The sequence below is a fragment of the Hymenobacter edaphi genome (assembly GCF_003258365.1).
GTDB classification, from domain to species: Bacteria; Bacteroidota; Bacteroidia; order Cytophagales; family Hymenobacteraceae; genus Solirubrum; species Solirubrum edaphi.
Map to the genome: position 1 here is coordinate 833758 of NZ_QHKM01000001.1, position 21452 is coordinate 855209.

At 67.5% G+C, this 21452-nt stretch carries 18 protein-coding genes; 14 read left to right on the forward strand and 4 right to left on the reverse strand.

Annotation, left to right across the window (positions count from 1 at the left end):
- Positions 1 to 67: 67 nt before the first annotated feature.
- Positions 68 to 3001 carry a hypothetical protein gene (locus DLM85_RS03370; RefSeq protein WP_133256869.1) on the reverse strand — a complete coding sequence of 978 codons (2934 nt, stop codon included), beginning with the start codon at positions 2999 to 3001 and terminating at the stop codon, positions 68 to 70.
- 254 nt (positions 3002 to 3255) lie between these two features.
- Here DLM85_RS03370 and DLM85_RS03375 point away from each other — a divergent pair, with 254 nt between their 5' ends.
- From DLM85_RS03375 to DLM85_RS03400, 6 genes are all read left to right on the forward strand, one after another.
- A complete protein-coding gene (locus DLM85_RS03375) occupies positions 3256 to 4245 on the forward strand; it encodes a DUF1028 domain-containing protein (protein WP_424321688.1) in 990 nt (329 codons plus the stop codon).
- Positions 4246 to 4326: 81 nt separating this feature from the next.
- A complete protein-coding gene (locus tag DLM85_RS03380) occupies positions 4327 to 4878 on the forward strand; it encodes a histidine phosphatase family protein (RefSeq protein WP_111476646.1) in 552 nt (183 codons plus the stop codon).
- A gap of 10 nt (positions 4879 to 4888) precedes the next feature.
- Positions 4889 to 6064, forward strand: a complete 1176-nt coding sequence (locus DLM85_RS03385; RefSeq protein ID WP_111476647.1) for an RsiV family protein — start codon at positions 4889 to 4891, stop codon at positions 6062 to 6064.
- Positions 6065 to 6217: 153 nt separating this feature from the next.
- A complete protein-coding gene (locus DLM85_RS03390) occupies positions 6218 to 7609 on the forward strand; it encodes a M28 family peptidase (RefSeq protein WP_111476648.1) in 1392 nt (463 codons plus the stop codon).
- Between the two features lie 65 nt (positions 7610 to 7674).
- Positions 7675 to 8172, forward strand: coding sequence for a DUF4275 family protein (locus DLM85_RS03395; protein WP_133256870.1), 498 nt, complete (start codon positions 7675 to 7677; stop codon positions 8170 to 8172).
- Positions 8173 to 8179: 7 nt separating this feature from the next.
- Positions 8180 to 8752 carry a 2'-5' RNA ligase family protein gene (locus DLM85_RS03400; RefSeq protein ID WP_111476650.1) on the forward strand — a complete coding sequence of 191 codons (573 nt, stop codon included), beginning with the start codon at positions 8180 to 8182 and terminating at the stop codon, positions 8750 to 8752.
- A 75-nt stretch (positions 8753 to 8827) separates the two neighbouring features.
- On the opposite strand, the gene DLM85_RS03405 is transcribed toward DLM85_RS03400, so the two are convergent.
- Together DLM85_RS03405 and DLM85_RS03410 are read right to left on the reverse strand one after the other, a co-directional pair.
- Positions 8828 to 10771 carry a sensor histidine kinase gene (locus tag DLM85_RS03405; protein WP_111476651.1) on the reverse strand — a complete coding sequence of 648 codons (1944 nt, stop codon included), beginning with the start codon at positions 10769 to 10771 and terminating at the stop codon, positions 8828 to 8830.
- 380 nt (positions 10772 to 11151) lie between these two features.
- The gene (locus DLM85_RS03410) at positions 11152 to 11985 is read right to left on the reverse strand and encodes an OmpA/MotB family protein (protein ID WP_243635856.1); all 834 of its coding nucleotides are present in this window, start codon (positions 11983 to 11985) and stop codon (positions 11152 to 11154) included.
- 164 nt (positions 11986 to 12149) lie between these two features.
- Here DLM85_RS03410 and DLM85_RS03415 point away from each other — a divergent pair, with 164 nt between their 5' ends.
- From DLM85_RS03415 to DLM85_RS03425, 3 genes are all read left to right on the forward strand, one after another.
- Positions 12150 to 14006: a S8 family serine peptidase gene (locus tag DLM85_RS03415; RefSeq protein ID WP_165821990.1), complete on the forward strand. Its 1857-nt coding sequence runs from the start codon at positions 12150 to 12152 to the stop codon at positions 14004 to 14006.
- 129 nt (positions 14007 to 14135) lie between these two features.
- Positions 14136 to 14846: a hypothetical protein gene (locus DLM85_RS03420; protein ID WP_133256871.1), complete on the forward strand. Its 711-nt coding sequence runs from the start codon at positions 14136 to 14138 to the stop codon at positions 14844 to 14846.
- Between the two features lie 138 nt (positions 14847 to 14984).
- Positions 14985 to 15590, forward strand: a complete 606-nt coding sequence (locus tag DLM85_RS03425; protein WP_133256872.1) for a hypothetical protein — start codon at positions 14985 to 14987, stop codon at positions 15588 to 15590.
- 109 nt (positions 15591 to 15699) lie between these two features.
- Here the strand turns inward: DLM85_RS03425 and DLM85_RS03430 are convergent, their stop codons facing one another.
- A complete protein-coding gene (locus tag DLM85_RS03430) occupies positions 15700 to 17055 on the reverse strand; it encodes a M23 family metallopeptidase (protein ID WP_133256873.1) in 1356 nt (451 codons plus the stop codon).
- A gap of 466 nt (positions 17056 to 17521) precedes the next feature.
- On the opposite strand from DLM85_RS03430, the gene DLM85_RS25320 reads away from it, so the two are divergent.
- The 5 genes from DLM85_RS25320 to DLM85_RS03455 all read left to right on the forward strand — a co-directional run bounded on the left by DLM85_RS25320 (position 17522) and on the right by DLM85_RS03455 (position 21342).
- The gene (locus tag DLM85_RS25320; RefSeq protein WP_165821991.1) at positions 17522 to 18244 is read left to right on the forward strand and encodes a helix-turn-helix domain-containing protein; all 723 of its coding nucleotides are present in this window, start codon (positions 17522 to 17524) and stop codon (positions 18242 to 18244) included.
- A 133-nt stretch (positions 18245 to 18377) separates the two neighbouring features.
- Complete coding sequence (locus DLM85_RS03440) at positions 18378 to 19352, forward strand: hypothetical protein (RefSeq protein ID WP_111476656.1); 975 nt, start codon at positions 18378 to 18380, stop codon at positions 19350 to 19352.
- Positions 19353 to 19438: 86 nt separating this feature from the next.
- Positions 19439 to 20290: a hydroxymethylglutaryl-CoA lyase gene (locus DLM85_RS03445; protein WP_111476657.1), complete on the forward strand. Its 852-nt coding sequence runs from the start codon at positions 19439 to 19441 to the stop codon at positions 20288 to 20290.
- 11 nt (positions 20291 to 20301) lie between these two features.
- Positions 20302 to 20574, forward strand: a complete 273-nt coding sequence (locus DLM85_RS03450) for a hypothetical protein (protein ID WP_111476658.1) — start codon at positions 20302 to 20304, stop codon at positions 20572 to 20574.
- Between the two features lie 30 nt (positions 20575 to 20604).
- On the forward strand, positions 20605 to 21342 hold the full coding sequence (locus tag DLM85_RS03455) for a (Fe-S)-binding protein (protein ID WP_111476659.1): 738 nt from the start codon (positions 20605 to 20607) through the stop codon (positions 21340 to 21342).
- The last annotated feature ends 110 nt before the right edge of the window (positions 21343 to 21452 follow it).

Here is a 21452-nt window from a genome sequence, read left to right on the forward strand (position 1 = left end):
GTGGAAGGTATAGCTTGAACGCACAACGGCCCGGCCGGGATACCGCCGGGCCTGTGCTGAAGCAGGCTTAGCGCAACCCGCTCCGCCGCTGTATCGGATCTGGGGCAATTACGCCGGGCGGGGCTTCCCGCTTCGGGCCGAATACGTCAAACTGAAATCCGGTCTGAATCTGAAAAAAGGTGCGGCTGCTGCGGTAGAGCAGGTGGGAAAGCTGAGGCCGAACGAAGTACTCCAGGTTTTCCGCAATGCGCAGCCGGCCGGTCATTTCGTACTGAATGACCCCTTCGTACCAGTACCGCTGCGCGAATTCGCCGAACGTGGTGCGGCCGTCGCGCCCGACGTCGCGGGCCTGCGGCTGCTGATCGATGAACGGCTGATTGTCCCGGTCGTTGAGCAGGGTGTAGCGGAAATAGCCCAAGCGCACCATCAGGCCGTAGCGGGAATCAGGGCGGATGCGCGCTTTCAACGATACGCCATAGCTCCCCACGTTCAGGGTACTGTCGAGGGTGGGCCGGTTCGCCACGGTCGGACGGCCAATGCGCGTGAGCGTGTCGCGGATAGCTACGCGTTGCAGGGCAAAACCCAGGTCCAGCCCAAAATCGGACTTGAAGCGGGGCAGGCGCAGCCCCACCAGATTGTAGTCCCCCCCGACGCGAAAATTCGTGTATCGCACCAGGTCAATAGTCTGCACGATGTAGCGTCCGCGTTGCTCGGTGCGCTGCAGTGGCAAGTAGCGGTTCTGCTGCTCCAGCTTGTTGACGGACACAAATGGGGTGAAATACCCGAAGACCTGCAGTTGGAGATTGGGGGAAAACTTCGACCAGGGCGCTCCGAATACGAACTTGCGGCTGATTTCCAGTTGCACCAATCCATTGGGATTTTCGCTCTTAACCCCGGCCAGATCCGTGTATAACCGGCCTTGCAGGATCTTCTGGGTGGCAATTTTGGTAAAGGTGCGCTGGGGGAGCGGGTCGCCCGGGTGCACCACGTACACGCCATCGGCCGGGCTTCGGTCGCCGGCCTGCGGGGCTAGGTTGGGGTAGTAGCGCAGCACGTCCGTCAGGCGCACAAACGAGGCTTGGTGCGGGCCGTGCTCGTGCAGCGGGTACTGCAGCCACAGGCGTTGGTGGTGCCACTCCTGATACAGGTCGCGGTCGGCGGAAATGCCAACGGGAGCACGGCTTTCAAACACCACCTTCTGGTTATCGAGGCAGCGGTGGCCGGTGGCTTTCAGGCCAAGGACCATTCCGTCTTCGATTTCGATACTGACGACGTCGGGGCGGAACCGCCAGTGCGGGCGCGTCACATTTGGTACGTACACATTGGCTTCGTCCAGCACATCGAGCGTGCCGGCCTGCGGAGCGGCCAGAAACACAATCTGCTGCTGGGCCAGCTCCAAATACATGTCGGTCAAAGCGCTGCGTAGCGTGCTGGTCGGCGCAGTATTGGCACTGGGGCTAATGGTCAGCAGGGCGCTGGCCGCGGCGGCATCGGCCGGCAGCTTCGCCCCCACCGATGCTTTGCGGAGCCGCGCTTCCTGCTGCACAATGGTGTCTTGCACAGCGCGTAGCTCCTTTTCATTCTGGTTGGTCGTCAGCGTAGCCCGCCCCAGGGAGGCCGTCGTGATGTTGTACTTCTGCAGGAGTTGCGCTACCTGCTGACGCCTGGTTGTCAACGCGTCAAAAAACCGCTGCAATTTCTGCTTCTCCTGCCGCAATACGCTGGCTTTTTCCTGCGCCGCACGGTATTGTGCTTCCAGGGTTTGCAATTCGGCGATGCTGGGGCCCGCGGACTGCGCTTTGCGGCTGGTGTTCCGGCGCTGCTTTTGGGCGGCGTCCACGTTGCTTTTTAGCTGTTTGGCGCTTATTTCAGCGGCTTGCAGCTCTTCCGCAACCTTGGGCTGACGAGCCTTAAGCTCGTCGAAAGTCTGGTTGCCCAACTGGGTGGCGCGCTGCAGCGAATCAGCTTTGGCCTCGCGTCTGGCTGCCGTCAGCGCGTCGAGTTGTTCCTGCTGCTGCAGCGTGTACGTCAGAACGGAATCGGAAAGACGCAAGCTGGAGGATTGCAACTGCAAGCTGCGGCTGATTTGCTGCTGCAGCTTGCGGCGCAGCAGTTGAGCTGGTCCGTCCAGCACCATTAGATTGTTGAGCTGAAAGGCCATCAGCAGCTTTTCGACGAACAAAGAGCGCTCCAGCCGCGCCATGGGAACGGTGACGGTAGCGTAGCCGGCCTGCGGCGGGCACTCGTTGTCGGAGGGGACAACGGCCACGTAGGCTTTGCCGTCGGTGCTGGAATACCGGGCGCAAACGGAATAGCGCACCAATGCCCCTTCCCCCTGGTCCGTGAGCGTGACACCCAGAATGCGCTGGTCGGGAGAGGTCGGTAGCACCGTTTCTTCGGCAAACACGACTTGGTGCACGGCTTGGCCGGGTAGGGTGGCCGTACTGCCCTGGGCCGTCAGTTCGCGCTGCAGGCGGGGCTCGTTGCAGATCAGATTGGTGGGCTCCCGCAGCCGGGCACTGTCGAGCAAGTACTCAATGCGCAGCTGCACCGTTGCCAGAAATGCGCTACGGGTGTGGCGCCGGCCGGTGGTGAATTTGCGGGCGAGGAGGTGTTTCTGGGGGAGCAACAGGGGTTTCCACTCGGGGTTGTAGTCCCGGATGACGAGGCGCATTGCGGGGTCGCGTCGAGCCGCCCGCCGCATTTCGCGCAGGAGCCGATGAGAAAGTTCGTAGGGCGTATCGGCGTATAGATCAACCGGAATAGGACGCACCGGCAAAACCGCCGTCCCCGTGGAGTCGTCGCGTATTACCAAGTCGCCGACCACCAGCTGCAGGGGCGCCAGGGTGGCCTGCATCTTTTCCGGGTAGGGCCCGCCGGCTGGGCCGTAATTGAGCGCAAGGCGAACCTGAATGGGGGCCTCCGGGCCGCTCGCGCTGTAAGCCCGGGCGTAGGAAGCGAGCAGCAGGCAAAGAAGAATACCAAGGGAGCGGAAGTGCATACGCAGGAGGGTCAAGGGAACGGTTCGGGTTAACAGTCAGGAAAGCTGCGGGCGAAGCCCAGGCCAGGGCCTCGGGCTCGACTTTGGCCTGGGGCGTAGGCAGCGGCCACGTGGCTCCGGGCGCAGGACAAGGTGCACTGCTAAGTCAAAGGGCAAATCAGTGCCGGCACTGAATTATTCGGACTCCCTCGTGTCGTTTCACGTCCCGAAGCCCGGCGGCGTGCTACCTTGACGGCATGTTGTTGAATCGATTACTGCTTTTGGCCGCCTACCTGCTAGGCATTCTGCTGCCCGGGGGCGCCCGGGCCCAGCAGCCCTATCTCGCCCAGGAACCCTTCGCCCACACCTACTCCATCGTGGCGCGCGACCCGAACACCGGCGACCTGGCCGTGGGCGTGCAAAGCCACTGGTTTTCGGTGGGCACGGCCGTGTCGTGGGCCGAAGCCGGGGTGGGCGCCATTGCCACCCAGTCGTTTACCAACAAGAGCTTCGGCCCGCGCGGACTGGCCCTGCTGCGCAGCGGCAAAACCGCGCAGCAGACCCTCGACGAGCTGCTGCGCACCGACGAAGGCCGCGACGTGCGCCAGGTGGCCATCGTCGACAGCCAGGGCAACGTGGCCACGCACACCGGCCAGAAGTGCGTCGACATGGCCGGGCACCAGCAGGGCGCGCAGTTTTCGGTGCAGGCCAACATGATGCTCTCCGACAAAGTGTGGCCCGCCATGGCCCGGGCCTTCGAGCAGAACGCCCAGCTGCCGCTGCCCGAGCGCGTGCTGGCCGCCCTCGACGCAGCCCAGGCCCAGGGCGGCGACATCCGCGGGCGGCAGTCGGCGGCGCTGCTGGTGGTGCGGGCCAAGGCCTCCGATGCGCCCTGGGACGACCGGCTGGTGGACCTGCGCGTGGACGACGCCGCCGAGCCCCTCAAGGAGCTGCGCCGCCTGCTGCAGCTGCAGCGCGCCTACGACCACATGAACGCCGGCGACCTGGCCGTGGAAAAAAACGACATGCCCGCCGCCGTGCGCGAGTACGAGACGGCCGAAAAAGCCTTTCCCAACAACCTGGAAATGCGCTATTGGCACGCCATCACGCTGGCCAACAAGGGCCAGGTGGCCGAAGCCAAAAAGCTGCTGCTGCCCATCTTCCGCCAGGAGCCCAACTGGCGCACCCTCACCGAACGCCTACCCAAAGCGGGGCTGCTGACGGTGTCGGCGGCCGAGCTGCGGCAGATTCTGGCCCTGAAATAAAGCCCGCCGCTCCCCGCGTGCCACCTGCGGCCCCGCGGACGCGTCTGTGGCTCACCCGCCCGTTATCGACCTCCCTGCCTTATGACCTCCCTGATTCGTTTGCTTTGCCTGCTGCCGCTGCTCGGTGCCGCCGCTTTCGTCGCCCCCGACGCGGCCAAGCCCAAGGCCGTAACCGTGTACCTGGTGCGCCACGCCGAAAAAGGCCCGCTGGCCGACCCGCAGAAGCCCACCGAGCAGCCTCTGAGCGCCGCCGGGGCGCAGCGCGCCCTGGCCCTGCGCGACGTGCTGCGCAAGGAGCCCGTCGTGGCCGTTTACAGCACCGACACCAAGCGCACCCGCGACACGGCCGCGCCCCTGGCCACGGCCCGCAAGCTCAGCCCCGAGTCGTACGTAGCCGACGCGCCGGGCCTGGCCGCCCTGGCCACCCGCATCCGCCAGGTCACGCCCGCCGGCAAAGCCGCGTTGGTGGTGGGCCACTCTAATACCGTACTCGAAACCATCGAAGCGCTGGGCGCCCCGCGGCCCGTGAAGGCCATTGCCGATGACGAGTTCAGCTACCTGTTTGAGGTGAGGCTGCCGGCCAGCGGCGGCCCGGCCACGGCCACGGTGCGCCGCTACGGCCAGCCCAGATAGGCCCCGCCCTGTGCCGATTACCCGCCACCCGCTGACCAGCAGCCTGCTTTTGCTGAGCCTGCTGACGGCCTGCGACGCCCGCCGCCCCGCCACCGGAACGGCCGCAGCACCTGCTGTCAAGTCCCCCAATCCGTCCGCTGCCGTGGCTGCGGATTCGGACGCGGCGGAGCCCGAGCCGTCGGCCGCCACGGCCCGCCCCTCACCGACGGTTCGCACTTACCTCCGCTACGCGGGCACCGTGGGCCCAACCCCGGTGGTGCTGGAGCTGACGGTGGCCGATTCGGTGCAGGGCCACTACTATTACCAGCGCCGGGGCGGCCTGCTCACCCTGAGCGCCGCCCGCCCGGCCGCCGGACAGCCGCTCACGCTGCGCGAAACCGAGGCCGGCCGCCTGACGGGCCGTTGGCAAACCCAACAGCCGCTCGGCCCGACGCTCAGCGGCACCTGGCTCAGCCCCGACGGCCGCCGCCAACTGCCCTTCGAGCTGCGGGAAGACTATACCGGGGCCGTCCGCTACACCATCAACACGTATAACAGGCGCACGAAACCAGGGGACTGCGGGCTGGACGACGGACAGAAGCATAGTTCCAGCGAGCAGTGGGATGCGGTGTACCTGCTCCCGCCCGTTTCCGCTGCGCTGGCCAAGGTGCAGCGCCAATTCGACAACCGGGTGCGGGCGTTCGAAGCGTGCACGGAAACGGAAGAATCGGCCTGGGTGACGTACAACGCGGATTTTCTGCTGTCCATCGAGCGGTTTAGGCACACACATGTCTATGGCACACCGCATCCCACCGGGTACTACCGCCCTACCACGTTCGATTTGCGCACGGGCCGGCTGCTGAAGTTGTCCGACCTGCTGAAACCGGGCTTCGAGCTGCCCCTGCGCCGGCTGCTGAGTGTCCGCCTGCGCACCGATTATATATACGGCGAATTTTACCAGGACGAAATCGAGGGCGACTCCACCCAAACCCGCTGGCCGCCCGGCCCCGACGGCAAGCCGCTGGCCCCGCTGCCGCGGAACGGTTATTACCTCACGCCCGCGGACCTCGGCTTTCAGTACGATATGTACGAAATAGCGCCTTACGTCATGGGGCCGATACTGGTGGAGCTCGGCTACCGGGAAATCAAACCCTTGGTAAGGTCCGGCTCGCCCTTGGCCCAGCTGCTGCACCGCGGGCTGTGGTAGCCGGCTCCTCGGGTGCCCGGTTTGGCCGGCTAGGCGCGGCGCTGTTTCTTTGGGGCCGCCGCTTCGCCCAAAGTGGCGGCCTGCAACTTCCGGCCCGCGGGCGGCGTCTCTGACTGCCGCGCCCGATTGGGCCGCCACTTTTTCTCCGCTTTCATGTTCCACCGCTTCCGCTCCGCCGCGGCCGGCCTGCTGCTCGCCACGGCGCTGACCGTTCCCGCCCAGGCCCAGACCGCCGCCAAAACCGATTCCCTGAACCTGCGCAAAATCTACGACGAGGCCCTGCTGCGCGGTCAGAGCTACGATAACCTGCGCTACCTCTGCCAAAACATCGGCGCCCGACTCAGCGGCTCGCCCCAGGCCGAGCAGGCCGTGCAGTGGGGCAAGCAGACCATGGAAAAGCTGGGCTTCGACCGGGTGTACCTGCAGGAGGTGATGGTGCCGCACTGGGTGCGCGGGGCCAAGGAAAAAGCCTCTTTCAAGGCTGGCAAGGGCAAAAGCCAGGACGCGGCCGTGTGCGCCCTGGGCGGCTCGGTGGGCACTGGCGGCAAGCTCAAAGCCAAGGTGGTAGAGGTGCGCAGCTGGGACGAGCTGGCCAAGCTGCCCGACGACCAGGTGAAGGGCCGCTTTGTGTTCTTCAACCGGCCCTTCGACGACCGGCTCATCGAGCCCGGTTCGGCCTACGGCGGGGCAGTGGACCAGCGCGGCCGCGGGCCGATTGAGGCCGCCAAGCGCGGGGCGGTGGGGGCTTTGGTGCGCTCCATGACCTCGGCCAAGGACGACTTCCCGCATACCGGCACCACCCGCTACGACGACAAAGTGACCAAGATTCCGGCCGCGGCCCTGAGCACCCTGGCCGCCGACCGCCTCAGCGCCGCCCTCAAGCAGGACGCGGGCCTGGAATTTGAGCTGGAAATGGCCTGCCAGACCCTGCCCGACGTGAAATCCTACAACGTGGTGGGCGAAATCAAGGGCGCGAAGTTTCCCGCCGAAATCATCACCGTGGGCGGCCACCTCGACAGCTGGGACCTGGCCCAGGGCGCCCACGACGACGGCACCGGCTGCGTACAGAGCATGGAGGCCCTGCGCCTGCTGCTGGCCACCGGCCTGCGTCCCGAGCGCACCGTGCGCGCCGTGCTCTTCATGAACGAGGAAAACGGCAACCGCGGCGGCATCAAGTACGCCGAGCTGGCGAAGGCCGCCGGCGAAAAGCACCTGGCCGCCATCGAGTCCGACGGCGGGGGCTTCACGCCCCGCGGCTTCAGCGTGGAGGGCAGCCCGGCCACCGTGGCCAAGCTGCAGCGCTGGGCCCCGCTGCTGGCGCCCTACCACGCCGACGGCATCGGCCCCGGCCACGGCGGCACCGACATCGGCCCGCTGAAAGACCAGGCCCAGGCCCTCATCGGCTACGACTGCGACTCTCAGCGCTACTTCGACCTGCACCACACGGCGGCCGACACCTTCGACAAGGTGCACCGCCGCGAGCTGGAGCTGGGTGGTGCCGGCATGGCCTCGTTGATTTATTTGCTGAGCAAGTACGGGCTGTAAGGCCTGGTGCCGGCCGCGTCAGGGCGCTACCAAAGACCCCGCTGAATTCCGGCGGGGTCTTTTCTTTGCGTGTTCCTATCAGCAACATCAGCCCGCCCATGACCAACGCAGACCCGGCCCGGCAGCAGTGGCGCGCGCTGCTGCAAGCCACCGCCCAACGGGTGGAAGACCTTGATGCGGAGACGATAAAAGTCTTGAAACGGCGCTGGCAGCAGCAGTATGCGGCCGCGCAACGGCCCGCGTTTCTGTGGCACGGCTTCAGCTTTCGGCTGCACCCGCACCTGGTGGGCGCCCACGCCGTAGCGGCTTACGAAAGGCAGCCGGTGAAGTCCTTCCTGGTGTTTTTCGAGCAGACTGATTGGGGCTTCCGCTGCCACGCTCGGCAGTTGCCGCCCTGGGCGCAGTTGCGGGAACTGGCCGCCCACGGCCCAGCTCGGGGGCGCGACGTGTACCTGGCCCAGCCCCAGTTGAGCTGGGTTTTCTGCCAGACCCACGAACCCGATTTTGGGCCGTACTTCGCCCAGGCCCGTGCGGTACCATCGGTGAGCAGCGGCGGACGTTGAAAGGCTTATGACACCATCCGCCGCTCCCCCTCAACCCGCCCTCTACCTGCTGGCCACCCTGCCGCCCGAGCCCGTCTTCGCCGACGTGTGGGCGCTGAAGCAGGAAGTCCACCGCCTGACCGGCTCCCGCAACGCCGTGCGCCTGCCCCCGCACATCACGCTGCTGCCGCCGTTTCGCCTTCTTCCGGCGGAGTTCGAGTCGGCGGCGGCGGCCGGAGCCGTGCTGGCCGACTTCGCCGCCGCCCAGCCGCCGGTGGAAGTTGGGCTGCGGGACTTCGCCTGGTTTGGCGACCGGACGCTGTTCGTGCGAGTGGTGCAGGCCGAGGCGCTGCAGCGGCTGCACGCGGCTCTGCTAGCCCGCTGCCGCACCGACTTGCCCGCGGTACCGCAGGAAACGCGCCCGTTCACCCCGCACCTGACCCTGGCCACCCGCGACCTGCCGCCCGCGCAGGTGCCCGCGCTGCAAGCCGACTTTGCCGGCCGCCGCTACCAGGCTGCGTTCCAGGTCACGGCGCTGACGCTGTTTCGGCACGACGGGCGGCAGTGGCAGCCGGTCGGGGAGTTCAGGCTTGGGAGCTAATGCCAGCCGGTTCGTAGAGCTGCCGTCCAACGCGGCTCCGACGGCTTGCGGCGGCCGGCCCGGGGCCCAGTCAGGCTAGCGCGGAAAGTACACCCGGAAGGTAGCCCCCTGGTTGAGTGTGCTTTCCACCTCTATCCGCCCGCCCGCGTTTTCGACGATTTTCCTGACCATGTACAAGCCCACGCCCGAGCCTTCCACGTGCGGATGCAGGCGCTGAAACATGCCAAAAATCTTTTCCCGGTCCTGGGCCACGTCCAGCCCCAGGCCGTTGTCCTGCACGGCCAGCATGTGCTGGTCCTCCAGCGGGGTGTAGGTAATGGACACCCGCGGCGCGCGGTCGGGGTGGTGGTACTTGAGGGCGTTGCTGAGCAGGTTGTACACGACGGAGCGCAGGTTCTTTTCCGAAAAGTTCAGCGTGACGTCCGCCGGAATGCGGGCCTCCACCCGGGCCCGGGTCCGCGCCACCAGCGGGGCCATATCCAGCTCCACCTCGTGCACCACCTGGGCCAGCAATACGTGCGAAGCGGGCTGGTTGTGCTCCTGCTGCAGGCGCGAAATTTCCGTCAGGTGGCCAATGGTGCGGCCAAAACGCTCAATGGCGGCCTGCATCAGCTTAAGCATGTGCGGCACTTCCCCGACCCGACACTGCGGAGCCAGCTCGTGCTGCACGGCGTGCAGCAGGCCCTCAATGTTGGCAATGGGTTGCTTTAAATCGTGCGAGGCCGTGTAAATGAAGTTGTCCAGATCCACGTTGGTGCGCCGCAGTTGCTCGTTGGTCTGCTTGAGCTCGGTGATGTCGATGGCCGAGCCCACGTAGCCGTACAGCTCCCCGTTGGCATAAAAGCTGGGCGCACCCTGGGCCAGCAGCCAGCGGTACTGCCCGTCGTGGCGGCGCATGCGGTGCTCCAGCACGTACAGCGTGCGGGTGCGAATGGCCGTTTCCAGCGTGGCTTGGGCCAGCTCCAGCTCCTCGGCCGGCAGGTAGGCCGACCAGCCCGTGGCCACGTACTGCTCCAGGCTCACGCCCACGAAGTCCAGGAACGCCTGGTTGGCGTAGCGGATGGTGGAGTCCGGATTAACGGCCCACACCTGGTTGGGCGCCGCGTCGGCCATGATGCGGAAGCGGGATTCGCTTTCCTGCAGGGCGGCCGTGCGCTCCTGCACCCGCGTTTCCAGCTCCTGATTCAGCTGCTCCACCTGCTGGCGGGCCCGCACGGCGCTGGTCACGTCGTAGGAGAAGTTGAGCACCCCCGTAACCTGCCCCTGGGCGTCGCGCAGGGCCAGGAAAAAGAAGTCGTAATACACCTCCTCCAGCTGCCCGGTGCGCGTGAAATCGGCCTGAACCGGCATGCTGGCCGCGCTGAACGTTTCGCCGGTCTGGTACACGCGTTCGAGAATATCGAGGATGCCGTGGCCGGCCAGCTCGGGCCAGACCGTGCGAATGGGCTGGCCCAGCAGCTCGCGCCCGTTGGCGACGCGCTGGTATCCGGGGTTGACGAACGTAAACACCTGCTCGGGGCCCTCGTGCACGGCCACGTGGGCGGGCAGCTGCATGAGTACCTCGTAGAAGCGCTGGCGCTGGATTTCGGCTTCGGCGCGGGCGGCCTTTTCGCGGACTTGCGCATCGCGCAGGGCTACTTCCACGGGCGAGCGGGGCTGGTCGGCCGTGTCGGTGAAGCTCACCCACAGCCCGTCGCCGGAGCGGCGGGCGGCCAGGCGGTAGTAGTTGTCGTAGCCGTCGGCCTGGTAGTTGATGTTGTACTCGCGGGGCTCCCCGCTCACGTAGGCATCGACGTGAAACGCGAAGGTGCCGTGGGCGATGCTGTGGGGCCACTGCTCGTTGTGCGTCACGGTGGGCACTTCGGGCATGCTCATCATGCGCTGCGCCGTGGGGTTGAGGTACTCGAAGCGAAAGTCCACAATCTCGCCCGCGCCGGCCGGGTCGTAGATGGGCGTGTAGTAAATGACGCCGGTCATCGATACCGCCAGCAGGTCGCCCAGCAGGTCGTCGGCGGGCAAGGCTCTAAGCGGAAGAGGTACGGACGTGGCAGGTATGGTACAAGTGGCGGGGATGCACGGAGCAGTGCGGGAGTAAAGATGATAAATCTACGTGCAGGTAGCGGATACTCCTGAACGGATAGTGCCCGACCGGCAGCAGCCTCGCCCTGATACAGCCCCTGCGGAAAATGCACCAGCCCACCGGCGGGCTAGTCCGCCGGTGGGCTGGTGCATTTTCCGCAGGGGCTTGCCCGGTGCCACGGCAGGAGGGAAGCCCCTGCTGACTACCGACCTCCGCTGCGTCGACTACGGACGGCTGCGTATGCCTGTAGTGTTGCTCAAGCAGTAAAGGGGCCTCCAACTGGCCGCTGGACGGCGTGTTCGCCGCTGGCCCACAACTCCTAGTTCTGCTCCAGCAGCTGAAACAGCTCGTCGAGCTTGGGCGTGAGAATGATTTCGGTACGGCGGTTCATGGCCTTGTTCTGGGGCGAGTCGTTCTGGGCCACCGGCACGTACTCCGAGCGGCCCGAGGGCGTCACCTGCCCGGGCGCCATGCCGGCTTCGGTGAGGATGCGGGTAATTTCGGTGGCGCGCAGCACCGACAAGTCCCAGTTGTCGCGCATGCCGGCCGTGCCCTTCGTGATGGGCACGTTGTCGGTGTGGCCCTCCACCAGCACGTTCACGTCCTGGTTGCCCTTCAGGGCGGTGGCCAGCTTGCGCAGCGCGTCCTGCCCGCGCGGGTCCACCTTGGTCGAGCCCGATTTGAACAGCAGCTGCTCCGACAGCGACACGTACACTTTGCCGTTGCGCAGGTTCACCTGCAGGTCCTGGGCGTTGAAGCCCAGCAGGGCATCGGCCACGCGCTTGCGCAGGGCCTGCACGGCCTGGTCTTTCTCCACCAGCTTTTTCTGCAGCTCGGCCAGGCGCTGCTCCCGGTCCTTAAGGTCGGCCGAGAGCTGGGAGTTCTGGGCTTCGGCCCCGCTCAGGTTCTGGTTGAGCTGATTCACCTGCTGGCTGCGCGAGGCCAGGCGCTGGCGCAGCTCTTCTTCGGTGCGGGCCTTGTCCTGCTGCAGGGCGGTTTTTTCCACCTGCAGCTGGTCGCGCGACTTGCTCAGCTCGGCGTTCTGGCTTTGCAGCTCGGTGTATTTCTTCTGCGACACGCAGCCGGGAGCCAGCAGGGCCGTGGCCAGCAGCGAGGCGGCCGCCAGGCGGCCCGGGAAAGGAAAGGGCATCATGGTGTGGGATGGTGAATGAGGAGGCGCGCGGCCCGCGGGGGGGGGGGCGCCCGGGGCGGGTTACGCAGCCCCTGCGGCGGAAGTTTTGGCCGGGAGCGGCCGGCGGCTGGCAGCGCGGTTATTTCCACCGTATTTTCGCCCCCGTTTCTCTTTCTGTCCACCCGGTGCTCTTTCGCCTGATTTTCGCTGGTTTGCTGGCCCTGGCCGCCCAGCCGCTGTGCCCGGCCGCGGCCCCGCGGGCGGCCGCGTGCCCGCCCGCCGCGGCCCCAGCCCAGGGCGCGGCCAAGTACTGGGTGTTTCTGCGCGACAAGCACGGCGTCCAGTTCGAGCCGGCCGCCTATTTCAGCCCGCAGGCCCAGGCCCGCCGCCGCCGCCAGCACCTGCCCGCCGCCGATACCTCGGACTTTCCGCTGCGCCCCGATTACCTCGGCCAGGTGCGGGCCGCTGTCGACTCGGTGACGGGCACCAGCCGCTGGTTCAACGCCGTGGCTTGCCGGGCCACGCCCGCCCAGGTGGCCATCCTGCGGCAACTGCCCGGGGTGCGTGCCGTGGAGGTCATGCCCGGACACCCGCTGCAGCCCGCCCGGCGCGGCGCGGCGCCTTCCGGTCATTCGGCTGCTTTTGCCCGGGCCGCTTTGCGTCGCCGCGCCGCCGCGCCCGACAGCACCCCGCACCTGACTTCGGCGGAGCGCCAGCTGGCCCAACGCCAGACGCGCACCCTCGGCGGCGAGCTGCTGCGCCGCCAGGGCCTCGACGGCCGCGGCCTGCGCATTGCCGTGCTCGACGTGGGCTTCAGCGGCGCCGACGAGCACCCGGCCCTGGCGCACCTGTGGCGCGAAAAGCGCGTGGTGGCCACCCAGGACTTCATGCGCCACCGCCCCGATGCCCTGCACGGCGGCTCGCACGGCACCGAGGTGCTGGCCTGTCTGGCCGGGCGGCTTTCCGAGGGCATTCCGCTGGGCCTGGCCCCGCAGGCCGAGTACTTGCTGGCCCGCACCGAAGCCCTGCGCCGTGAATCCTTTGCCGAGGAAGAAGCCTGGCTGGCCGCCGCCGAGTGGGCCGACCGCCTCGGGGCCGACATCATCAACTCCTCGCTGGGCTACACCGACACGCGCTATTTCCGCGAGCAAATGAACGGCCGCAGCAGCCTGGTGGCCCGCGCCGCCAACCTGGCCGTTCGCAAGGGCATGCTGGTGGTGTGCGCCGCCGGCAACGACGGCGACGACGACCGGTGGCGCCTGATCGGCACGCCCGCCGATGCCGACTCGGTGCTGGCCGTGGGCGCCCTCGACCCCGATACCTGGCTGACCACCGACTTCAGCTCCTGCGGCCCCGCCGTGGGTGGCCGCCTGAAGCCCAACCTGACGGCCTTCGGGGTGGTGATGACGGCCACGCCCGGCGGCGACGTGCAGGAGCTGGAAGGCACCTCCTTCGCCTCGCCGCTGGTGGCCGGGCTGGCCGCCTGCGTGTGGCAGCAGCGCCGCGAGCTGAAGGCCATGGAGCTGTTTCGCCTGCTGGAGCACTCGGCCACGCTCTACCCGTACTTCGACTACGCCCACGGCTACGGCCTGCCGCAGGCCAGCCGCTGCCTGCGCCCCGCCGCCCCCGCGCCGCCCGCGCCCACGCTCGACATCGTGGCCGGAGCCCAGGTGGTGCAGGTCGTCATCCGGCCCGAAGCCACGCTGGCCCTGCAGCCGCTGCCGCTGTTCACCGACTCGGTGGCGGCCGTGGGCGCCCTGGCTGAAAGCAGCCGCAACGCCCCCCCGGTGCCGCGCGCGGGCCGCGAGCGTAGCTCCGCGGTGCGGCCCACGCCCTCACCGGCGCCGGGTCTGCCGCTTCCGTTGCCGTACCCCGATTACTGCTACTGGCACCTGGCCGATGCCTGTGGCCGCCTGCGCCGCTACGAGGTGCTGGAGGTGTCGCAGCGGGCGGTGCTGCGCCTGCCCGCCGGCAGCTGGCAGCCTGGCGACGTCCTGCGGGTGCACTACCGCGGCTACACGGCCGAAAAATCCTTGCCCTAGCGTGGTATGCAGCATATAACACTCAGCAATTGGAGGCCGATAGCGGCGGTGGCCGGCAACGCAACCACCCGGCAGGCAGGGCCGCAGGGCCGCGGGCCCCGGGTGGGCGGGCGCGGCCGGTGGGCAGGCTTGGCCCTGGCGTCGACGCTGGCCGCACTGCTGCTGGCCGCCTCGCCCGCCCGGGCGCAGCGCCCGTTGCTCAGCACCGACGTGGCCGCCGACACCGCCCGGCAGACCTACGGCCCGCACCGGCGGCATTTTCGGCACCTGTACCTGGCCTATATGCCCGTGCTGGGCCAGCCCGCCGGCCGCGGGGCCGACCTGCGCCCCTGGGTTTCGGCCGAAATGGTGCTGGGCCTGCGCGAAAAGCTGCGCCTGACCCCGGTGCTGGCCATCGGGGCCGATGCGCGCTACGTGTACCTGCGCTACGCCCTGGCCCAGCACCCCGACAAAGTGCTGCCCGACGCCGCGCTGCACCACCGCGAGTCCTTGGCCCTGCACCGCGCCGACCTGGAAGGCTGGGCCCGGCTGCGCTTCGGCCGGCAGGGCAACACCGTGGGGCGCTACCTCGACGTGAGCGGCTGGGGCGGCTGGGTGGCCGCCACCGCCCACCACACCGAGGACGAGCCCAACAGCGCCCGCGCCAAACGCGTGAAAACCACCGAAACCGGGCTGCCTTACCTGCGCCGCTGGGCCTACGGCGCCGGAGCCCGGCTGGGCAGTCAGCGCCTGGTGCTCACGGCCCGCTACCGCCTCAGCGACACGTTTCGGGGAGTGGCGGCCGGCCTCTATCCCGAGCTGCCGCGCTGGACGGTGGGCCTCGAAATCGGGGTGCTCTGAGCCGGCTCCCAGGCAACCCCGACAATATCCTTGCGTACCGGGCAGAAAAACATGCCTTTGCTGCGATATTCGCAGCTTATTGCCCGCCGCCGCCGCCGTTTGCGTATACGGCGTACTCCTCCTGACTTCACCATTCCAATGAAACACCTATTGCTCCCCGCTGCGCTGCTGCTTCTGCTGGCCCAGTCGTCGTGCGTGACGACGGACCGCGAAGTGGGCACGTCGAGTAACCCCGAACGCGTGTACACGCCCAAGCCCGAGGCCGAGCGCAGCCGCCTCACCAGCCGCACGGTGCTGCGCACCGTGCAAACCCAGCACGCCTTTTCCGACCGCGGCAGCAAGGACAAGTTTGTGCTGCTGCTGCAGGGCCCGAAAATCATCGACGCCAACGCCCGTTTCCTGATCATCTCCGCCAAAGGCGACACCCTGCGCAACGAGGTCATCCCGGCCAAGGCGCTCATCGATGAGCGCGCCATGCAGGACGACCCGCAGGCTTCCTCGGTGCGCAGCCGCGAGCTGGCCATTCTGCAAGGCATGAACGGCTTCTTCGCCGACGACAAATTTACCTCGCCCGCCATTCCGCGCACCGCCACCACCGCCCCCGAAGGCAGCGACCCGGAAGGCTGGAGCGCCGTGCAGGCCGACGGCCGCGCCGTGGGCTTCGACTACATCGACGCCTCGGGCCGCGAAAAGCGCATTGCCTTCGCCAAAAAGCTCAACAAAGCCGTCATCGTGGCGGATTAGAAGTAAATAGCTAAATGGCGGGTCGTTCAATCGGCAGCCAACAAAAAAAGGCCCTTTCCGCGCGGAAAGGGCCTTTTTCTTGTAACCGTTGTTAAGCAGGTAGTACACTTTAGCCGTTTAGCGGCAGCCAGCCCACGCGGCCGGCAGCGTTGCGCACCAGCTGGTAGCCACTCCATTCGCCCAGCACAGCCACGCGGCTGCGGGCAGGCAGCGTATCCAGCGGGGCGGCAGTGGGGGCGGGGCGGCTCAGCAGGTCGGCAGTGGTGGCCAGGGCCTCGCGGCGCAGGGCCTCGGTGGCCACGGCTTTGGCGGGTACGTAGCCGAGGCGGCCGTTGGGGGCCTGCACCCGCAGCCAGTCGGCGGTAGCGCCCACCACCAGCAAGGGGGCGTTTTTGGGCAGGGCTGCCGGCTGCTTTTTCAGGGCTACCGGGGCCGGCTGCAGGGCGGTGCGGGTGCCGGTCAGGCGCACCCACTGGCCCAGGCGCTCGGCCGGGGTGCGCGGGGCGGCGGGCTCCCGGTCGGCGCGGCGCACGAAGGGGTAGGGGTCGACGGCGCCGCGGCCGCCGCGGTACACGCCGAAGTGCAGGTGCGGCGGGGTGGTGCGGGCATTGCCGGTGTTGCCGACCAGGCCTAGCGTGTCGCCCGCTTTCACCACCTGTCCTGCCTGCACCAGCTGCCGCGAAAGGTGGGCGTAGTAGAGGTGCTGGCCGTGGATATCGGCCAGCCACACCACCAGCCCGCCGCGGGGCGTGTCGCCCACGCGCGTGACCATGCCGGGCGCGGCGGCCACCACCGGCGTACCCTTGGCGGCGAAGATGTCGATGCCCTCGTGGCGGCGGGCGCCGTTGTCGCGGTCGGCTCCCCAGAACGAGCCGGCCGCCGCGTCGCTCTTGCCCTGCACCGGGAAGGCCAGGGAGGGCGCGCGCTGAATGCGGATGGTGAAGCGGCCGGGGCGCAGCAGCTCGGGCTGCACCCGCAGCAGGTGCTGCCGGTCGTCGGCGGCCACGTAGCTGAAGCTGCGGGCGGCGGTATCGGCCGAGGCCAGGGGGCGCGGGCTGTTGTTGGCCGGGTCCAGCTCGAAGGCGTCGACGAACACGCGCACGTCGGCGGAAGCGGGCTCCACCGTCAGCGTGATGTTGACTTTCTCGCCCGCGCGCACGGCGTAGCGGTAGGAAGCCGCAAAGGCCGCATCGGCCCGGAAGATGCCGGTTTCGCGGAAGGGCAGCGCGACGACCAGCGAATCCTGCAGGGCGCGGTCGGCGGCGGCCAGCCAGTCGCGGCCCAGGGCGGTCTGGTCGAGGCCCGTTTGGCGCAGCTGCCGGGCGTAGGCCTCGTGCGGGGTGCGCGGCTGGCTGAAAAGGCCCTGCAGCGTCTGCTGCTTGCCGCAGGAAATCAGGAGGAAGGATAACAGAAAGCAGGGGAGAAGCCAGCCCAGCGGCCGGCGCGTCGTCATCAGTTGGCGCATAGGTAGGGGCAGAACACCAGCCGGCCGGGCTTCGTTCGGACTACTCACTCCGGCCGGCTACCCGGCGAAATGCGGGTCAGGCCGCGCCGCGCGAAGGGCCATGCCAACGCCCGAACGACCAGGTACTCGCGCGGTGAGGCCCTGCGCGGGGCGCCGCGTAACGGTCTGGCTTTTCGACGCCTGTCCGGCCGCCCGCTAGCCAATCCTCCGGTACGGTCCCGCGTTTCTGCGGCACGTGCTTATCCGCATCCGGTACGGGCCCCTTGCCTTTCGCTACGCCCCGCCTCCTGCCGACCAGTCCGCGGCACCGGTCGATACGTTGCCGCGGGCTTCCGTCGCAACCGCCCCAGGAGCCTCCGGGCCTTGCCCAGAAGCAATTAGTGCGGCTGGCGGTGGGGCCGGGCCGGGGGCGCCGCAAGCGCCGCGGAAGCCGTAATATTGGCCCTTTGCTTCGCGTGCTACCCGTATGTTTTCCGCCGACCGTATTCAGACTATTCGTAAGAGCCGGGGGTTGTCCCAGGAAATGCTGGCCGAGCAATCGGGCGTGAGTTTGCGCACCATTCAGCGGGTGGAGCAGGGCGACACTGTGCCACGGGGCCACACCCTGCAGGCGCTGGCCGCCGCCCTGGGCGTGGCGCTGGACGATTTTCGGGCCGCGCCGGCAGCCGTTCCGCCGAGCCCGCCGCTGCCGGCCGCCCAACCCGCCGAACTGCCCGCACCCGAACCGTGGCAGCACCTCACCGAAGTTGCGCTGCGGCCCGCCACCGAGGTGGCGGTGGCCAGGCCGCCGTCCCTGCTGGTCACGAGTCCGGCGGCCCCGGCTCTGCGCCCCGACCCGCACTTTCTGCAGCTGTTGAACCTGAGCGCCCTGAGCTTTCTGCTGCTGCCGCTGCTCAACATCATCATCCCGCTGCGGCTCTGGCGCGCCCGGCGGCACGAGGTGGAGCACGCGCAGGAGGTGGGGCGGCGGGTGCTCGGCTTTCAGATCCTGTGGCAGGTGAGCACCACCGTGACGTACCTGCTGCTGGTGCTGGCGCACTGGGTGGCGGCCAAGTACTTTCAGGCCAAGCTGCCGGGTACGTTTCTGGGTGTGTTCATCGTGTCGTACGTGCTCAACGTGCTGGTGGTGGGCTACGAGGCCCTGCGGCTGCGGCGCGGCCGGCTGGACATTTACCCGGTGCGGCTGTAATGGCAAATATTGGTAGTCAATGTGTTAGCGGAAGTGGCGGCGAAGTGGCGTAGAAGTGGCGGGTAAATGACGCCGGGCCGGGCGCGGTGGGCTGGTAAGTTTGAGCCAGTCTTCCAGCCCAACTACCGGCCCCATGAAAACCCTCGCCACAATCCTGCTGTCCGTACTCTTGCTGCTCGTGCTGGGCGGCGTCGGCGGCTACTTTTACATGCAGCGCAAGTTTGCGCCCCCGGCCAATCAGCTCACGGTAGGCGGGCTGCCAGCCCAGGCTGCCTTCGTGTGGCAGGCCGACAGCAGCGCCCAACCGGTGCAGGCCCGGGCCCATCAGCTGGTGCCCGTGCGGGTGCCGGGCTGCTCCCGCACCTGCTACCTGCAGTTCGACACCGGCGCCCCCTACACCCTGTTCTACGCCCACCCGCTGGCAGCATTGCGCGCTGAGTACCCCGCCGTCGGGGCGGCCCTGCAGCCCCGGGCCGATACCGTCCGCAACGTGCAGTTCCGGCTGGGCGGGGCCGCGGTGCAGGTGCGCCGGGCGCCGGTGCTGCGCTACGGCGCCCACCAGCTGCCCGCCGATACCGCCGCGCCCTTCGTCATCGGCACGCTCGGCGCCGACGTGCTGGAGGGCCGCGTGCTGGTTGTCGACTACCCCCGCCGGCGCCTGAGCCTCTTCGCCGCCCTGCCCGACAGCCTGGCCGGCCGCGCCGACTTCGTGCCCCTGGAGCTGAAGGGCCGCCGGGTGATGCTCCGCGCCGAGCTGCCGGGGCAGTCGGGCCCGCTGCTCTTCGACAGCGGCAGCAGCGCCTTTGCCCTGCTCACCAGCCAAAGCCGCTGGCAGGAGCTGGCCCAACCTGCCGCCCCCGTGCGCACCAACGCGGTGAATTCCTGGGGCAAGACGCTCACCACCTACACCACGCCCACCGTCGCCGCGCTCCGGCTGGGCTCGACCAAGCTGCCGCTGGGTACCGTGAGCTACATGACAGGCATGAACCTGATGCAGCAACTGCTGACGCGAGTTTCGGGCATGGCCGGTATGCTCGGCAACGAGCCGTTCGTGGGCCGCACCATCATTCTCGACGCGCCGGGCGGCCGGTTTGGGGTGGTGCGCTAGCCTCGGTGCCAACCCCGGGCGGGGCCGGGCGGTTGTCAGTAGGGCCGCTACCTTTACGGCCCATTCCCACTACCCGCTCCCCGCCCATGAAGCTCATCGAGTGCCCCCGCGACGCCATGCAAGGCTGGCCGGACTTCATCCCGACTGAAACCAAAACTGCCTACCTCAACCAGCTGCTGCGCGTGGGCTTCGACACGCTGGACTTCGGCTCGTTCGTGTCGCCCAAGGCCATTCCGCAGCTGCGCGACACGGCCGAGGTGCTGGCCGGGCTGGATCTGAGTCAGACCAAGACCAAGCTGCTGGCCATCGTGGCCAACCTGCGCGGGGCCGAAACGGCCGCGGGCTACCCCGAAATTCAGTACCTGGGCTTCCCGCTGTCGGTGTCGGAGACGTTTCAGCAGCGCAACACCAACAAGAGCATCAGCGAGGCGCTGGCCGAAGTGGCCCAGATGCAGAACCTCTGCCAGCAGCGCGGCAAGGAACTGGTGGTGTACCTCTCGATGGGCTTCGGCAACCCCTACGGCGACCCGTGGAACCTCGAAGTACTCGGCCAGTTCACCCACAAGCTCGACGCGCTGGGCGTGCGCATCGTGGCCCTGTCCGATACCATCGGCGCCTCCACGCCCGAAACCATCATTCCGCCCTTCCGCGAGCTGACGGCCGCCTTCCCCCACATCGAATTCGGCGCCCACCTGCACACCACCCCGCAGAGCTGGCGCGAGAAGGTGGAAGCCGCCTACAGCGCCGGCTGCCGCCGCTTCGACGGCGCCTTGGGCGGCATCGGCGGCTGCCCGATGGCGGCCGACGAGCTGACCGGCAACATGGCCACCGAAAACCTGGTGCAGTACCTGCAGGCGCAGGGCGTACCCACCGGCCTGGACCAAGCCGCCTTGCGCGAGGCGCAGGTGATGAGCCAGCAAGTGTTTGCCGGGCATTGATACCTTTAGTTATGGATAATATCGTCGGTATTGAGTTTTATAATCGGACCGCCACCACCTTGTGGATCGAACCGTTCTGTATAGAGGTTGAATTGCAGCCTGAGTTTGAGTATCGGGTCGAATCAACTGAAACCGAGTATGGATTAAAGATGGATCATGATACCATCACTTTCTACCTGCAAAAAGCTTACAGTCCCAAGGTGTACCGCAGGCCGGTGGTTGCCAACGTGCAGGAATCTATCCCCTGGGAATTGATAGAGGATTATTCTTTCCTTGACCTATAATCTACAGTTTGACTTCTAAGCCACAGCCCTATGCCCGCCGCCCTCGTTGACCTTTTCATCCCCTGCTTCGTCGACCAGCTTTTCCCCGATACCGCCATGAACATGGTGAAGGTGCTGGAGGCCGTCGGCTGCCAGGTGAACTATAACCCCGCCCAGACCTGCTGCGGGCAGCCCGCCTACAACGCCGGCTACCGCAAGGAAAGCCAGCAGGTAGCCGAAAAATTCCTCACCGACTTTGCCGGCCCCGCCGAACGCTACGTGGTGGGCCCCTCGGCCTCCTGCGTGGGCATGGTGCGCAACCACTACGGCGAGCTGCTGGAAGACTCGCCCCGTTGCGCGGAGTTTCCGGCCCTGCAGCGCCGGGTGTTCGAGTTTACCGAGTTTCTGGTGGGCGTGCTGGGCGTGACGGAAATTCCGGGGGCCCGACTCAGCGGCAAGTACACCTACCACGACTCCTGCTCGGCTCTGCGCGAGTGTCAGATCCGCGAGGAGCCGCGGCAGCTGCTCGATTCCGTGACCGGCCTGGAGCGCCTGGAAATGGCCGAAACCGAAACCTGCTGCGGCTTCGGAGGCACCTTCGCCGTGAAGTTCGAGCCGATTTCCGTCGCCATGGCCCAACAGAAGGTGGAGCACGCCCTGGCCACCGGCGCCGAGTACCTCGTCAGCACCGATACCAGCTGCCTGATGCACCTGGACGCCTACATCCGCAAGGAAAAACTACCCCTGCGCACCCTGCACGTGGCCGATGTGCTGGCGAGTGGGTGGTAAAGGCAGCGGCAGAATCAGCCGTCATTGCGAGCGAAGCAAAGCAATCCTTCCTCCAGTAGCACCGCCGACACAACTGGCAGAAGCCGAAAGCAGCACCGCCCGAAATCTGC